Source organism: Neobacillus niacini (genome assembly GCF_031456445.1).
GTDB classification, from domain to species: domain Bacteria; phylum Bacillota; class Bacilli; order Bacillales; family Cytobacillaceae; genus Neobacillus; species Neobacillus niacini_I.
The window spans coordinates 164451-179189 of record NZ_JAVDUQ010000003.1 but is presented as its reverse complement, the minus strand read 5'-3'; the positions used below and the strand labels follow the sequence as shown (position 1 = coordinate 179189).

At 38.9% G+C, this 14739-nt stretch carries 17 protein-coding genes; 16 read left to right on the top strand and 1 reads right to left on the bottom strand.

Annotated elements, in window-relative coordinates:
* Positions 1-44 precede the first annotated feature (44 nt).
* The 14 genes from J2Y67_RS05605 to J2Y67_RS05540 all read left to right on the top strand — a co-directional run bounded on the left by J2Y67_RS05605 (position 45) and on the right by J2Y67_RS05540 (position 12390).
* Entirely contained in the window at positions 45-1106 is a 1062-nt protein-coding gene (locus J2Y67_RS05605; protein ID WP_310171585.1) for a M24 family metallopeptidase, read from the top strand.
* Positions 1107-1128: 22 nt separating this feature from the next.
* On the top strand, positions 1129-1686 hold the full coding sequence (gene efp / locus J2Y67_RS05600; RefSeq protein WP_310171583.1) for an elongation factor P: 558 nt from the start codon (positions 1129-1131) through the stop codon (positions 1684-1686).
* 228 nt (positions 1687-1914) lie between these two features.
* Complete coding sequence (locus J2Y67_RS05595; RefSeq protein ID WP_310171581.1) at positions 1915-2589, top strand: response regulator transcription factor; 675 nt, start codon at positions 1915-1917, stop codon at positions 2587-2589.
* A gap of 430 nt (positions 2590-3019) precedes the next feature.
* Positions 3020-4078, top strand: coding sequence for a hypothetical protein (locus J2Y67_RS05590; RefSeq protein WP_310171579.1), 1059 nt, complete (start codon positions 3020-3022; stop codon positions 4076-4078).
* 13 nt (positions 4079-4091) lie between these two features.
* Positions 4092-4544 carry a cytochrome c maturation protein CcmE gene (locus tag J2Y67_RS05585; protein WP_310171576.1) on the top strand — a complete coding sequence of 151 codons (453 nt, stop codon included), beginning with the start codon at positions 4092-4094 and terminating at the stop codon, positions 4542-4544.
* A 23-nt stretch (positions 4545-4567) separates the two neighbouring features.
* The gene (locus J2Y67_RS05580; RefSeq protein WP_310171573.1) at positions 4568-6550 is read left to right on the top strand and encodes a heme lyase CcmF/NrfE family subunit; all 1983 of its coding nucleotides are present in this window, start codon (positions 4568-4570) and stop codon (positions 6548-6550) included.
* 1 nt (position 6551) lies between these two features.
* Positions 6552-7055 (top strand): cytochrome c-type biogenesis protein, encoded by a 504-nt coding sequence (locus tag J2Y67_RS05575; RefSeq protein WP_310171571.1) that lies wholly within the window; start codon positions 6552-6554, stop codon positions 7053-7055.
* Between the two features lie 12 nt (positions 7056-7067).
* On the top strand, positions 7068-7439 hold the full coding sequence (locus J2Y67_RS05570; protein ID WP_310171569.1) for a hypothetical protein: 372 nt from the start codon (positions 7068-7070) through the stop codon (positions 7437-7439).
* On the top strand, positions 7436-8425 hold the full coding sequence (locus J2Y67_RS05565; protein WP_310171567.1) for a hypothetical protein: 990 nt from the start codon (positions 7436-7438) through the stop codon (positions 8423-8425). Before J2Y67_RS05570 ends, J2Y67_RS05565 begins: the two co-directional genes overlap by 4 nt.
* 27 nt (positions 8426-8452) lie before the next feature.
* Positions 8453-9157 carry a heme ABC exporter ATP-binding protein CcmA gene (ccmA, locus tag J2Y67_RS05560; RefSeq protein WP_310171566.1) on the top strand — a complete coding sequence of 235 codons (705 nt, stop codon included), beginning with the start codon at positions 8453-8455 and terminating at the stop codon, positions 9155-9157.
* Positions 9154-9834: a heme exporter protein CcmB gene (locus J2Y67_RS05555; RefSeq protein WP_310171564.1), complete on the top strand. Its 681-nt coding sequence runs from the start codon at positions 9154-9156 to the stop codon at positions 9832-9834. Before ccmA ends, J2Y67_RS05555 begins: the two co-directional genes overlap by 4 nt.
* A 3-nt stretch (positions 9835-9837) precedes the next feature.
* Positions 9838-10599, top strand: coding sequence for a cytochrome c biogenesis protein (locus tag J2Y67_RS05550; protein WP_310171562.1), 762 nt, complete (start codon positions 9838-9840; stop codon positions 10597-10599).
* Positions 10600-10611: 12 nt separating this feature from the next.
* Entirely contained in the window at positions 10612-10743 is a 132-nt protein-coding gene (locus J2Y67_RS05545) for a CcmD family protein (protein ID WP_310171559.1), read from the top strand.
* A gap of 1140 nt (positions 10744-11883) precedes the next feature.
* On the top strand, positions 11884-12390 hold the full coding sequence (locus J2Y67_RS05540) for a TlpA family protein disulfide reductase (RefSeq protein WP_310171557.1): 507 nt from the start codon (positions 11884-11886) through the stop codon (positions 12388-12390).
* A gap of 40 nt (positions 12391-12430) precedes the next feature.
* Here J2Y67_RS05540 and J2Y67_RS05535 read toward each other — a convergent pair whose 3' ends face one another.
* Positions 12431-13078: an SIMPL domain-containing protein gene (locus tag J2Y67_RS05535; RefSeq protein ID WP_310171554.1), complete on the bottom strand. Its 648-nt coding sequence runs from the start codon at positions 13076-13078 to the stop codon at positions 12431-12433.
* Between the two features lie 213 nt (positions 13079-13291).
* Here J2Y67_RS05535 and spoIIIAA point away from each other — a divergent pair, with 213 nt between their 5' ends.
* Positions 13292-14215 (top strand): stage III sporulation protein AA, encoded by a 924-nt coding sequence (gene spoIIIAA / locus J2Y67_RS05530; protein WP_310171552.1) that lies wholly within the window; start codon positions 13292-13294, stop codon positions 14213-14215.
* Positions 14216-14731, top strand: coding sequence for a stage III sporulation protein SpoIIIAB (gene spoIIIAB / locus J2Y67_RS05525; RefSeq protein ID WP_310171550.1), 516 nt, complete (start codon positions 14216-14218; stop codon positions 14729-14731).
* Positions 14732-14739: the final 8 nt, after the last annotated feature.

The following is a 14739-nucleotide window of genomic DNA, read 5'->3' as shown; positions in this document are numbered from 1 at the left end:
AGTACATAGTTCTGAAACTGCCTTTTAAAGGAGAGAAGAAACCCATGATGAAATTAGAGAAATTAAGAGAAAATTTTGCAGCAAGCGGTATTGATGGAATACTGATTACAAGCCCATACAACCGCCGATATGTTTCAAACTTTACCGGGACGGCAGGAGTCGTTTTGATTAGTTCTGAAAAAGCATTATTTATAACTGATTTCCGCTATATTGAGCAGGCTTCGAAGCAATGTGAAGGATTCGAAATTATTAAATTTTCAAGTACGATTCTGGAAGAAGTGGCGAAACAGGCTAAAATGCTTGGGATTAACAAGCTTGGTTTTGAAGCGGACTATTTAACCTTTTCTGAATTTAAATCATATGAGAAAGAAATGGAAGGGGAGCTGCTCCCGGTTTCAGGAGCAATTGAAAAATTACGCTTGATTAAGACGGATGCAGAGATTAAGATATTAAAGGAAGCAGCAGATATTGCAGATGCTGCGTTTAAACATATTTTAGACTTTATTCGCCCCGGTAAGACTGAACTTGAGGTAGCGAATGAATTAGAGTTCTTTATGAGAAGGGCTGGAGCGACATCTTCTTCATTTGATACGATTGTAGCATCAGGACAGCGCTCTGCACTTCCACACGGTGTAGCAAGTGATAAGGTAATTGAAGCAGGAGATTTTGTTACTCTTGATTATGGTGCATATTATAAAGGCTATGTATCCGATATCACAAGAACTGTAGCAGTAGGTCAGCCGGACGAAAAGCTTAAGAATATTTATGAGATTGTTCTTGAAGCGCAGCTAAAAGGGATGGAAGGCATAAAACCTGGTATTACAGGTAAGGAAGCCGATGCGTTAACAAGAGACTACATAACTGAAAAAGGATACGGTGAATATTTTGGACATTCAACCGGTCATGGAATTGGTCTTGAAGTTCACGAAGGTCCTGCTCTTTCATTTCGTTCTGACCTTACTTTAGAATCAGGAATGGTTGTTACATGTGAACCGGGAATTTATATTCCAGGGCTTGGCGGCGTCCGAATTGAAGATGACACATTGGTTACGAAGGATGGTAATGAAGCTCTGACTCACTCAACAAAGGATCTAATTATTTTGTAATGTATATAGGAGGATTTATTGCATGATTTCTGTTAACGATTTTAAAACAGGATTAACAATTGAAGTAGACAACGGTATTTGGCGCGTCATCGATTTCCAACACGTTAAACCGGGTAAAGGTGCAGCGTTTGTTCGTTCTAAGCTGCGTAATCTTCGTAACGGGGCAATTCAAGAAAAAACGTTCCGTGCTGGTGAGAAGGTTGAAAAAGCGCAAATCGATAACCGCAAGATGCAATATCTTTATGCAAGCGGAGATCAGCATGTATTTATGGATATGGATTCATACGAACAAGTTGAGCTTCCGGCAACTAGCATTGAATATGAATTAAAGTTCTTGAAGGAAAATATGGAAGTTCACATTATGATGTTTAATTATGAAACACTTGGTGTAGAGCTGCCAAACACAGTTGAGCTTGAAGTTACTGAAACGGAACCTGGTATTAAAGGTGATACAGCTTCAGGTGGTACAAAACCAGCAACACTTGAAACAGGTCTTATTGTTCAAGTTCCTTTCTTCATTAACCAAGGTGATAAACTAATCATCAATACAACAGAAGCATCTTATGTATCAAGAGCATAATATATTTATAAAAGCCTTAGAGCGGTTCATGCGTTCTAAGGTTTTTTGCTTTTTCTCAAGAATCTGTCCATATTTGAAAAGTTTGTGAAATATACACGGATAAGTTTTGAACAATTTATTAAACTCACCCTTTTTCACTAGTCTGTACATGACTACAGGAATAAAATGAAGTTGTGTATCCAGAGCTTTTTAGTGAAGGTAATTGCCTTTTAGATTAGGGGGAGTCTAATGGATAAAATAAAAATTCTTTTAGCTGATGATCACCATTTGTTTATCCGCGGTATGGAAAGTATTCTTTCTGAAGATCAATCTTTTCAAATCGTTGGGAAGGCATACAATGGCAAACAAGCCTATGAAATGGCTGTGGAACAAAGACCCGACGTTATTTTATTAGATATGAATATGCCTGTTATAGACGGTCTTCAAGCCCTGAAAATGATTGTAAATGAATTGAAAGATGTAAGAGTTTTAATGTTGACGATGAATGATCGGGAAGAATTATTAGTGGAAGCACTAAAATCAGGTGCTAAAGGATATTTAATAAAGGATTTACTTCCTAATGAATTAGTGACATTTGTACATATGGTGTATAGGGGAGAAAACGTTATAACGGGACAAATGGCAGGGAAAATCATTGAAAAAAGCTCAAAGCAGGCAGAAAATAGTCGAAACCAAGTAGAATTTGTTTTTACAAAAAAGGACATTTTGACAAGAAGAGAGAAGGAAATTTTGGTCCATGTGATGAAAGGCTTAACTAATCGTGAAATAGCTTTAGCACTGCTTATTTCAGAAAATACTGTAAAAAATCATTTGCGAAATATTATGGAAAAGCTTCAAATGAATAATCGTGTCCAAGCCGCGGCTTATGCACTGCAGGAAGGCTGGCTGCAAAAAGGGTCATGACCAGATAAAATAGGGACAGCCCTTTCCAATCCGCAATATTTAAAATTCACATCCAATAAGCAAATTTGGATTAGTACGGCTTATGGTCGTGGAGGCACCCGCATGGGCCCATCCTTAAAAGGCATGGAAGGGGTTAGGCAATTAAAAGAGATAGAAATCACCGATATTGTTTCCTATATTCGGTCATTAGATAAGGAACAATAAAAACCTGAATCGATTGGGATTCAGGTTTTTTGCGTTTCGCTATTCTTGATATGTGAATATTTTGTGTGGTTTTTTTGACTAAAACAGGGCGATTTTCCTCCTTTAACAAAATGTTCAAGAGTAAATCAACCATCGGGTGCTAATACGGATTATATTTATTCCGAAGCGGGCTATAGTGAAAAATAGTACTTTCTGGTGATGAGTTTTCCAATTAAGGGGGATCTAAATGCTAAAAAAGAAATGGCTTGTCTTATTCATTCTTGCATCATTTTTATTCAGCTTTTGTTTACAAAAAGCAAGTGCGGAAATGGAATTTAAGGCAGAAAAGTTTCCGTTTAAAGAAATGCAAGTTCAGGTAATGCCGGAGTTTGATTATCCGGAGGATTGGCCCAAAAACACTCCTTCCTTACTAGTGGGCCAATACGGTACGATTATCAATAAAAGCGGGCAAGATTTTAATGGTAAAATCGAAATTCCTGTCCCGGCGAAGGAAAAAAACTTTCAGGCCTATTTAGTCGCAGAATTTCCTGATGTAAATAAGCCGGAAGTTCAGCGTCCATACGATGTCGATAAAGAAAAAGGACTCGTTACCTGGAAACCAAAAAATCCACTTAAAAATAACGAGACTTATCGCTTTGTCATCGAATATTATTCAAATTCAATTAAAGTTGCGGATAAAAAAAGTTTTACATATGAATTAAAAAATAATGCTGAGATTAAGCAGCTCGATGTGATTTTCTATGCACCAATGAAGGCAAAAGACATTCAAATAAACCCTAAACCGCAAAACAAAGAGAAAAGTGAATATGGCGAGGAGCTTTTTTACTACCAACACAAAAACGTAAAAATTGGGGATTCAATCCAATATTCATTCTCCTATAAAAAAGATGGAACAGAATCAACGATGGCTGCCATAAATAAACAGCAAGCCCCAAATGATGATAACCATAAAGGGGTTAGCAGCGGAACTTCAACCGATCAAGTGCTCAACAATGGTACAAGCACTGAAAGCACAAACCAAAAACCGATAATTGGGGTTGGTGGTGCTTCCATCATTGGAATAGCGATTATCCTTGCTGGTGCTTTTGTATTCATGGGATTAAAAGGTAAACCACAAAGAGAAGCAAAGGGAGTCCCTAAAAATAATCAACAACAATCGAAACGAACCATAAAAAATGATAGTAAGTCAGCAAATGCAGAACAAAAAAAGGAGCTTCGCAAAAAGTTGTTAACAGGAAAAATTGATCAAGAAACGTACGATGAACAGATGAAAAAATTAATTTGATGGGGTGAGAGGAATGAAGAAAAATACTCTTGTATTGCTTGGAGGCTTTATTATTGCCGGTGCGATTATTTTTCTTTTAATGGCTGCAACGCCAGGGTCAAGCGGAGTTGAATTAACGATGAAACAGCTCCTTGCCACACAAGGTCAACATAAAGATGATTTCGTTACCGTCGAAGGTTTATTACAGGAAAAAACCATTCAATGGAATCCTGACAAAATTGAATTGAAATTTGATTTGAAGGATAACGAAGGAAACACACTTCATGTCATTCATAATGGACCAAAACCAGATAACTTCTCTCAAGGAGTCATTGTCATTCTTCAGGGGTCACCAACAACTAAGGATCATTTTAAAGCGGAATCGGTAAAAACGAGATGCCCTTCTAAATACGAAGGTAAGGATTTGAAAAACTATGATCCTAAAAAGCACGCAAAAATGTTAAATAAGCCACCAAAGGAAAATTAAGAGAGACATAAGAAGGTGACAAAATGTATTTATTCGCGCATGCAACAATTTATATTGGCTTAGCACTTGCCATATATGCTCTTCTCATCATGACACTGGGGATCAGCACAAAAAATCAGCGTTTTATCAATAGTGGCAAAGGTGCAATGGTTGCGCTATTTATCTGTGCAGCATTTGCAACGATTTCATTGTTATACTTATTAGCAACCTCTCAATTTCAATATGAATATGTAACAGATTATACAAGCAGTGAGCTGCCCATTATTTATAAACTTACGGCGCTATGGGCTGGGAATGCCGGTTCTCTGCTATTATGGACATTTTTCTTAACACTCTATTCAATTATGATTGTTTTTTCTAAAAAAATGAAAGGGAACCCAATGGTTCCATATATTTCTGCCATTCTATTAGCCAATGCAATTTTCTTCTTTTTCATCCTTGGCTTTGTAGCGAAACCGTTTGCTGTGCTGTCAGAAATACCTGCAGAAGGTAAGGGACTAAATCCTATGCTCCAAAATCCAGGCATGATTATTCATCCTGTTACACTTTACCTTGGCTATGTTGGATTAGCTGTTCCGTTTGCATTTGCAATGGCTGCATTAATACTGAAAAATGTGGATGATTTTTGGATTAAAATGACAAGACGGTGGACGATTATTGCTTGGTTGTTTCTAAGCTTAGGGAATATCTTCGGGGGGCAATGGGCGTATGTTGAACTTGGCTGGGGCGGGTACTGGGCATGGGACCCAGTTGAAAACGCTTCATTTATGCCATGGTTAACGGCTACCGCATTTTTACACTCTGTTATGATTCAGGAACGGAAAAATATGTTAAAAGTTTGGAATATCAGCTTAATTATTATTTCCTATGCCCTAACATTATTCGGTACGTTCCTGGTACGAAGCGGGGTTCTCACATCTGTTCATGCGTTTGCAAACTCAAATCTCGGATTATATTTCCTTATCTTTATGGGGGTAGCAGTAGTCGGTGCCTTATATGTGCTAATGAGCCGTTATAACCTCCTTAAAAGAAGTGCAGGGGAATTTACCTCTTTTGTTTCTAAAGAAAGCAGTTTCTTAATTAACAATCTATTATTAGTTGGAGCAGCTTTCGCCATATTCTGGGGGACCATCTTCCCGCTTGTTTCAGAAGCCGTTCGTGGAACGAAGGTAACGGTTGGGCTTCCTTTTTTTAATAAAGTGGAAGCGCCGATTCTTTTATCAATGATGTTTGTGATGGCTGTTTGCCCAATGCTTGCCTGGCAGCGTTCCACTGTAAAAAATTTAAAGAAAAACTTCTTGATTCCAGCCATCCTTGCAGTGTCTGGCATGGTGTTAATGATTGTGCTCGGTATTCAGAAAGCATGGGCGGTTATCGGCTATGGAGTTATTATTCTATTATTTATTACTCACTATTTAGAATTTTATCGAGGTGTTAAAGCAAGAAGAAAGATGACGAAAGAAAGTCCATTAGTCGCACTTTATCGTTTAATGATTAAAAATCGCCGCCGCTATGGAGGGTATCTAGTTCACCTTGGGATTGCCTTTATCACAATGGGGATTATTGGTTCACAAAACTATGATTTGCAGACGATGAAAACGGTTCCTTTAGGCGGCTCCATTGACATTAAAGATTACCGTATCAATTATGAACGACTCGATCAGAAAAAAGAAGGAATTAACGATATCGTCTATGCGGATGTTACCGTCTTTAAGGATGGGAAAAAGCTTGGATCCTTCGAACCACAAAAGGTTTTTTACGGAAACTGGGAAGAACCTTCTTCAGAAGTAGCGATTATCTCTTCTTTAAAAGAAGACTTATATATTGTCTTAAGTGCCTGGGAAGATGATGGAAAGGCCACATTTGTCGTAAAAGTAAATCCAATGATGGATTGGTTATGGATTGGGTCTTTCATGATTGTGATAGGGGCGTTGTTCGCTGTATGGAATGGAAAGTATCAAAATATCACTCCGAGATACACAGGAGTACGCAAAGAGGTGGCTTAGTATGAAATATAAATATTCTATTGGGCTCCTTCTAATTGCCTTTATTTTTCAAGCATCCTTCTTTCGTGTCGATGCAAGGACCATCGACTATAAATCGGCTGAATTTAAAGCTGTAGCTTCACAATTTTCCTGTACATGCGGCTGCGGACAAGACCATTTTGAGTGTGATCCAAATACATGCAGCCTTACGAAGGAGTTTAAAAAGGATCTTGTTGGCATGATGAATAAGGGATGGGATAAGGATAAAATTCGCGATTATTATGTCAATATCTACGGGGAAGAAATTTTAACTGCCCCTGAAAAAAGCGGATTTAGCTTGACTGCCTGGGTTCTTCCTTTCGTCGTGTTAGGACTTTCTGCCGCTTCATTATTTTTCGTCATCCGAAAATGGGTGAGGAAAAAGGAAGCGAATGACCCTGTCCTTGAAAATGAAACCAATAAGGATGAGGTGGAAGGTGAAATCCTTTCCTCCATGATTGACGAGGAACGTAAAAAGTATCTTTAGGATGTGAACAAAATGCACGATATCTCAATCATATCTATCATTTTTACAGCGGCTTTAATACTTATCTGTTTATTTTTATCGATTTCACCACTATTTAAATGGGATTCGAATTTACCGGGCAGTGAAAATCCGGTTCTGATCGGGACGAAAGAAGCACTTTTAACGACTCTAAATGAATTAGAGTTTGAGTACAAGATGGATAAAATTTCGCAAAACGATTATCAACACTTAAAGAAACAATACGAGTCCCAAATCGCCATGATCATGAAAGAAGAAGAGTATGTCGAGGAACGGATGATGGATCAAGCGGTAATGGCTGAGGTAGAAAGAGAAATTGAAGCAACCATGAAAAGCTATAAAAAGAAAAAGGGGGAAGGGATGTGATCAAGAAAGTCACCATTTTCTTCCTTGGGTTGATGCTGCTTATTCCCTTAAATGGGATGGCAGCATCCAATTCAAAGATTTCGATTGATATGCATTACCTTGTTATTAGTCCTGCAGACGATGGGTCCACTAATATGATGAATATGGTCAATTATTTGAATAAAACCGCCCGAGTATATAAAGGGGATGGAAAAAGTGAGGGAGTTTTAAGGGTAACCTTACCAGCAGGAGCAAACGATTTAAACTTCTTAGATAGTAAAATAGCCATCAAACAGACGGATACTGGGTTTATTACAAAAGATCCAATCTCAGCTAATCAAACACAGGTACTTCCTTACAGTTATCGGATGCCAAAGGGAAAAGAAATTAAGCTTTCGTTTGATTATCCTGTCCAAACAATGCAGGTCCTCGTCCCTGAAGGTATGGGAAGTGCTGAGTTTAAGGGTGTGGATGCAACAGAACAGGGTCTGTTTAAATTTGAAAATCAAAATTATTGGGGCTATAGCGTTGAGGGAATAAAAGCGGACCAGTCATTTACGGTTATTTATAGGAAGGATAAACAGCCTTCATCGGAAGGAACTGCGACGGCTGCGAAAAACGATGCTAAAACAACCTCAGTTACACGGACGGCACCCGCGTTTCATAATCCAGGACATATCCGGATGTGGGAACAATCGGCACTAAAGTGCTTCAACCCGCACGTCTTTTTAATTGTATTGCTTGCCATGCTTATAGCGGGAATCTCCTATTTTGCCTACTTTAAAAGAAAAGCGAGATTGGAAGAGGAAAAGCTGGGGGCAGATAAGGAAGAAAAAGCGTTTAAGCTGTTGATGGCAAAACAAAAAGCAATTATGGATAAAATTCTTGAGCTTGAAGAAACCTTCGGGGATGGAAGCCTGTCTGAGGATGCATACCATGCAAAGCTCAATGCTTATAAACAGCATTTGGTCCAAGTGAAATTGAGTTTACGGAAATTTGTAGAGTAATGCTTCTAGTGTTTGGGGGGACTGCAAATGATAGAAATACAAAAACTTACTAAGCAAGCAGACAATAAATTAATTTTACGCGGTGTAGACCTCTCTATTAAAAAAGGAGAAACGGTAGCCATTCTGGGGCCGAATGGTGCAGGAAAAAGTACCCTGTTAAAGGTGCTTGCTGCCCTAATAAAACCCACCTCAGGAATAGTAAAAATAAATGGATTGGATTTAAAAAAGAACCAAACAGCGATTAAAAGATTATTAGGATACCTGCCCCATTCAAGCTTGCTATATGATCATTACTCACCTTTGGAAAACCTTGTGTTCTATGGAAATGTTTATGGAGTGAAAGAGGTTGAAAAAAAAGCGATTGAACTAGTCAAAGAAGTAGGATTGTCTTTCTTTTTAAATGAACCGGTAAAGAACTTTTCCCGCGGGATGATTCAAAGAATTGCGATTGCCCGGGCGATCATTCATGATCCGGAAATCCTGCTTCTCGATGAACCGCATACCGGATTAGATCAAGGGGCGATTACGATATTAAATAAGGCAATCCTTTCCATGAAAGAAAAAGGGGCAACAACCTTGATGGTTACACATGATTTTAAACAAGCTGCTGAAATCTGCGATCGGATTATCATTGTGAAAAATGGAAAGATTGTGGATGATTTTTACATTAAAGACCACGCCCTTACCATCGTTTCTCAAAAATATGAGTTGCAGGTGGAGGGAGCATCATGAACCTTTTTCGAACAGCGCTCCTGCTAGCGAAAAAAGATTTACTCTCAGAATTGAAAACAAAGCAGATTTTAGTGACCCAGATGATTTTTGCCGGACTTGTCATCGTAGTTTTCAGTTTCGCGTTTGATCCGGCTAATAATACAACCAAGGCGGTTATTCCCGGGATTATTTGGGTCATTATTGTTTTTTCAGGTATCTTGGGACTTAACCGATCGTTTATTTCCGAGCAGCGAAATGATACGATTCAGGGTTTATTGGTGGCTCCGATGGAAGCAGCAAGCATTTTTTTAGGAAAGTTTATCGCAAATTTCACGATGATTCTCATTGTTGAACTGGTATCCATTCCGTTTTTATTTTTATTATTTGATTTCAAAATGCTTGGAAGTATCGCTTATTTTATTCTAGTTATCTTTGTTGGCAGCTTTGGGTTTATTTCCATCGGTACTTTTTTAGCTGCATTGGCTGCTAATTCAAAAAGTAGTGAAATGCTGCTTCCGTTATTACTATTTCCGATTACAAGTCCGATCTTAATTGGCGTTACCCAGGCAACGAGGATTATTTTGACGGATATGAGCAAATTATCCAGTGCGCTTTCATGGACCCAAATGGTCACAGCTTACGATATCATTTTCTTTGTCGTTTCGTTTTTATTAATTGATTATGTATTGGAGGTTTAAGAAATGAGTATGAATCTCGAGCGGGGGAAGGTCACTCTTCCTCTGTCCCATTTGGATGAAGCAAAGGGCTCAAGGCTACCCAAACTATTATTTGGCAGTACCCTTATTGCCATGCTTGCTTCCATCTATTTTATCTTTTTATACGCAGAGGAAGAAAAAACAATGGGCGCGGCACAAAAAATCTTTTATTTTCATGTAAGTTCCGCATGGGTTGCCTTTTTTGCCTTTTTTATCACTTTTTTGTTTAGTGTGCTGTTTTTGATCAAGCGGAAAAGAATCTTCGATACATATGCCTATGTTTCCGCTGAAATAGGGGTTGTATTTACACTGATTGTTTTAACAACAGGCCCAATATGGGCAAAATCATCATGGAATACTTGGTGGGTATGGGAGCCCCGTCTAATTACAACTTTAATCCTATTCTTTATCTATATTGCCTACATTATGATTCGTCACATGGATGGAGTTTGGGATAAAAAGGCAAGGCTATCTGCTGTATTCGGAATCATTGGGTTTGTTGATGTTCCCATTGTATTCTTTGCGATTCGCTGGTGGCAGACAAAACTCCATCCAATTGTTTTTGGTGATGGTCCTTCCCAAAAAGGAGAAGGAATTGCCCCAACGATGCTCGTTGCTCTTTTGGTTACAATAGCGACGTTTACTCTTCTTTATTCCTATTTACTGAACAAAGGCGTAACACTAGAAAATATGAAAATTAAAGTAGATCAATATAAAGAAAGATTAAGAGAAAACTTAGAAAAATAGGAGGAATCTAGAATGAATTATGAATTTATGTATGCTGCTTATTCTGTTGCCTGGGTGATCATCTTTTCGTATTTGTTTGTGATTGATAAGAAACAAAGCAAACTAAAAAAAGAAATCGAGTTCTTGAAACAGCTGGAAAAATAAGAAATAAATAGACTCTCGGAATAAATAAGCAATTCATTGAGAGGCTTGTAAAAATTTTACTGGGAATTCTGCCCGAAATATCTGACGTAATTATCGGTTTCATTGTATTTTTAAAAATGTACATGCCAAATAAACCTACATCTATCATTTTTTAAAAAAATCGACTAGGTAAAGGCTGTTTTCGTAAATTTTGTTGCTTTTGAGAAGTGGTTGATTTCCGCTCCAGGATGCTCGCTTTCCGCGGGGTGGGCGGTGAGCCTCCTCGGCGCTTAAGCGCCTGTGGGGTCTCACCTGTCCCACTGCTCCCGCAGGAGTCTCGCACCTTACGCTCCAATCAACGTTTTTATCAATGGTTTACTTTCACAAAATCCATTGATAAAAACAACAATCTTTAGAAAAGAGCCCTATGGAAAGATGATATCTTGAACGTTTAGTGTCTCATTCTGACTACTGTACCATGCATCGATGTGTTGGCACATCATAATTGTGTAAAGTCGAAGGTACCACATCTTTGTGGAGCGATGTCTCCCAGCTTCTAAGTGGTAATCGATCTTTTCTCTTTTATTTGAACGTTCAAATTACGGGCCAATCTTTGCTTACTAGTGTAAGAACACCGCCAGAATAATGCTTCTGAAGCTGTTCTATAAGGAATGTTTGATAGGATTCATGAGAAACGAGTTTTGGTTTCATGAGTAACACCTCATCAATCACAGTAAGTAAGGAAATGAATCCCTCCACCGGCGATTATTGGGGTGTTTTTAAAAAGTCAAACATTTTCGACCATGTTAGCCAAAAAAAATAATATAGAATTTCCAATTCTGTTTTTATTAGGCACTGTTAAAGGATAATGCTAATTTTGAACGATGTTGATTGGAGCGGAAGGCACGTAGACTCCTGCGGGAGAAGCGTGTCAGGGGAGACCCCGCAGGAGCAAAGCGACGAGGAGGCTCCCCGACCGCCCGCGGAAAGCGAAGTGCCTGGAGCGGAAATCAACAGGCAAATTTAACAGAGCCTTTTTGTAAAAAGAAAAATCCCCCTATACAAAGTAGGAGGAATTAAATATAAGTGGTTTAAGAAAACCCTTGAACCATTTGACTCGGCGAATGCCGAGAGTCTATATAATGATTTGGAGGATTGACGATGAACCAGCGTGTCATCAAATCACTCGTGTTAATTCTTTTGATTGGAATGTTTTCGTTTTTCGCCTATAGTTTAGTGAGTAAGGCGAAACATACTGATATAGGGGATCAAGCCTATAATTTTAAATTGGCGAATTTGGATGGTAGTACGACAAAACTTTCTGATTTTCGCGGTCAAGTGGTTGTATTAAATTACTTCGCGACATGGTGTACACCATGTAAGGATGAGGCACCGGAACTCGAGGCCTTTGCAAAGGATTACGGTCATCAATATAAACTTATCATGGTTAATCGAGGCGAAACAATGGACCGGGTGAAAACGTTTTTGAAAAAATATAACACACCTGCTGCTTATGTATTTGATTATAATGCCAAAATATCCAAATTATATAATGTCACAGGACAGCCGGAAACCTTTGTGATTGATAAAAAAGGAGTCATCCGCGAACACTACATTGGTCCGGTGACTGAAATGCAATTATATAATTTTGTAAAAAAATACGATTGAAAAAAGGATGGAATCGGTGTAACTCCGATTCCATCCTTTTTTAAAATTCAAATTCTGCTGTTACGGATGCCTTAATTAAAAGTTCTCCCGGTTCAATTTGGGTGGAGCTGATTCCTTTCACATAGGTCATATGTGGATTTAAAATCGGCGGAGGCAGTGTCCCCCCTTCTACCACTGAAATTGGAATGGGGTTAATAGTGATCCTTAATGTATTTGCGATCGCTTTTGCTTTTTCAACGGCATTCTTTAAAGCGAGAGACAGTGCTTTTTGATAAATGCCTTCTTTATTTTTTAGTGAAAATTGGACATTTGCTACATAGTTCGCCCCATTTTGAACAGCCGAATCAATGACTCTTCCAATCATTGTTAAATCCGCTAATTTTACTTGAAGAATATAAGTAACCTTAAAGCCACGAAAAATTTGTTTTCCTTGTTCGAAATCATATTCCGAATCAATCCGGTAATCAAAGGTTTGTAGATTTGTCCTTGGAATGCCTAAGGATATAAGTGTTGGTATCAGCTTGTTAACGGCCTCTGTATTTTGCTGCTGAGCATCCATTAGCACCTTATTCTCCGTCATGACCCCCAAATTCACGGAGGCCATATCAGGTGCCGCCGAGAGCTCCCCCTCACCCGTGACCTTTAGATGATTTTTACCAGTACGCTCCGGCTGCGAGTAACGATACATCTGAAGATTCCACCTCTCCAATATTCTTTTTATAAAATTACTGCCGGTTAGAAGGAAGTATTCCTAAAAGGGCTTCATTACCTTCTATCATTTCACTCGCAAAAATAGTATATTAGGAAATTTTGAAAGAATTGGCTGATTTGAAAGTCATATTGCGCCTTAAAAGGCATACATTTTAAATAATGAGACAAGCAAAAACAAGGAGGATTCATTGTGGAAACGATTCTTCATTTCTTACCCAAAAATATTGCAGACCTTATCAATAAACTCCCTCCTAGTCAAAAAGAAGAGCTCGAAGAAATCCGAATTCGCATAAATCGGCCAATTGAAATTATGACGAAAGGAGCTCCCCTATTCCTATCGTATCGAATCCAGCAGGAAGATGCCTTCCATTTAATGAATAAAATAAGCCATTTTTCCATCTATACCCTTGAGGAAGAGCTAAAACGGGGATATATCACCGTTTCCGGCGGGCATCGGATTGGTCTTGCCGGAAAGGTCATTCTCGAGGATGGAAGGGTCAAGGCAATTAGAGATATTTCTTCTTTTAATATTCGGATTGCCAGGGAGAAGGTGGGGATTGCGGAACCATTCATTTCCTCTATTTATAAGGATACCTGGATGAATACGATGGTGATTGGCGCTCCGCAAACAGGGAAAACAACGTTGTTACGTGATTTTGCCCGAATCATTTCCACCGGGGTTCATTCAAAAGGAATCCTGGCAAATAAGGTGGGTATTGTTGACGAACGAAGTGAAATAGCCGGGTGTGTGAACGGCGTGCCGCAGCTGACATTTGGGCATCGTGTCGATGTTTTGGATGCCTGTCCCAAAGCAGAAGGAATGATGATGATGATTCGCTCGATGAGTCCGGATGTTTTAATCGTGGATGAAATTGGCCGTAGGGAAGATGCGGAGGCGATCCAAGAGGCAGTACATGCGGGAATAAAACTTATGATGACCACCCATGGAACAAATTTGCATGAAATAAAAAATAGGCCCTCACTTAAGGGAATACTTGAGCAAAAAATCTTTTGCCGATTTATTGTCCTTAGCAGGGATAAAGGACCTGGAACGGTTACACATCTACTGGATGGTGAGGGAAAAGAACTGATTCAAAAAGTGAGAGTGACATAAATGATTAAAATGATTGGTGCCATTTTCATTATTGTTGCAACCACTTGGACGGGCTTTGAAGCATCACGGAATTTCAGTGAACGACCAAGGCAGCTTCGATTGCTGCGCTCAAGTCTGCAATCACTTGAAGCTGAAATCATGTATGGACACACGCCGTTGCATGAAGCGGCAAGAAGGCTCTCTGACCAACTCTCAAAACCTTTATCCGGTTTTTTCGAAGCCTTTGCAAAGAAACTTACAGATTCAGAAACAACGGTAAAAGAGGCATGGGAATCAAGTTTGAAAGAGGTTTGGAAATTTACAGCGTTAAAGCAAGGTGAATTCGAAATTATGAAGCAATTTGGGGAAACTCTTGGCCGCCATGACCGCTATTCCCAGCAAAAACATATTATGCTTACTCTTTCTCATTTAGAGAGGGAAGAAGCAGATGCGCTTGATAAGCAGTCAAAATACGAAAAAATGGTAAAAAGCCTGGGATTCCTGTCAGGATTGTTATTGATCATTTTATTATTCTAGGGGGAACT

What these genes read in the sequence shown, in the direction of transcription:
- J2Y67_RS05605 (WP_310171585.1), top strand. Translation starts at nt 45, where the DNA reads ATGATGAAATTAGAGAAATTAAGAGAAAATTTTGCAGCAAGCGGTATT.
- J2Y67_RS05550 (WP_310171562.1), top strand. Translation starts at nt 9,838, where the DNA reads ATGAGTATGAATCTCGAGCGGGGGAAGGTCACTCTTCCTCTGTCCCAT.
- J2Y67_RS05590 (WP_310171579.1), top strand. Translation starts at nt 3,020, where the DNA reads ATGCTAAAAAAGAAATGGCTTGTCTTATTCATTCTTGCATCATTTTTA.
- ccmA (WP_310171566.1), top strand. Translation starts at nt 8,453, where the DNA reads ATGATAGAAATACAAAAACTTACTAAGCAAGCAGACAATAAATTAATT.
- spoIIIAB (WP_310171550.1), top strand. Translation starts at nt 14,216, where the DNA reads ATGATTAAAATGATTGGTGCCATTTTCATTATTGTTGCAACCACTTGG.
- J2Y67_RS05595 (WP_310171581.1), top strand. Translation starts at nt 1,915, where the DNA reads ATGGATAAAATAAAAATTCTTTTAGCTGATGATCACCATTTGTTTATC.
- J2Y67_RS05555 (WP_310171564.1), top strand. Translation starts at nt 9,154, where the DNA reads ATGAACCTTTTTCGAACAGCGCTCCTGCTAGCGAAAAAAGATTTACTC.
- J2Y67_RS05575 (WP_310171571.1), top strand. Translation starts at nt 6,552, where the DNA reads ATGAAATATAAATATTCTATTGGGCTCCTTCTAATTGCCTTTATTTTT.
- efp (WP_310171583.1), top strand. Translation starts at nt 1,129, where the DNA reads ATGATTTCTGTTAACGATTTTAAAACAGGATTAACAATTGAAGTAGAC.
- J2Y67_RS05585 (WP_310171576.1), top strand. Translation starts at nt 4,092, where the DNA reads ATGAAGAAAAATACTCTTGTATTGCTTGGAGGCTTTATTATTGCCGGT.
- J2Y67_RS05545 (WP_310171559.1), top strand. Translation starts at nt 10,612, where the DNA reads ATGAATTATGAATTTATGTATGCTGCTTATTCTGTTGCCTGGGTGATC.
- J2Y67_RS05535 (WP_310171554.1), bottom strand. Translation starts at nt 13,078, where the DNA reads ATGTATCGTTACTCGCAGCCGGAGCGTACTGGTAAAAATCATCTAAAG.
- J2Y67_RS05540 (WP_310171557.1), top strand. Translation starts at nt 11,884, where the DNA reads ATGAACCAGCGTGTCATCAAATCACTCGTGTTAATTCTTTTGATTGGA.
- J2Y67_RS05570 (WP_310171569.1), top strand. Translation starts at nt 7,068, where the DNA reads ATGCACGATATCTCAATCATATCTATCATTTTTACAGCGGCTTTAATA.
- J2Y67_RS05580 (WP_310171573.1), top strand. Translation starts at nt 4,568, where the DNA reads ATGTATTTATTCGCGCATGCAACAATTTATATTGGCTTAGCACTTGCC.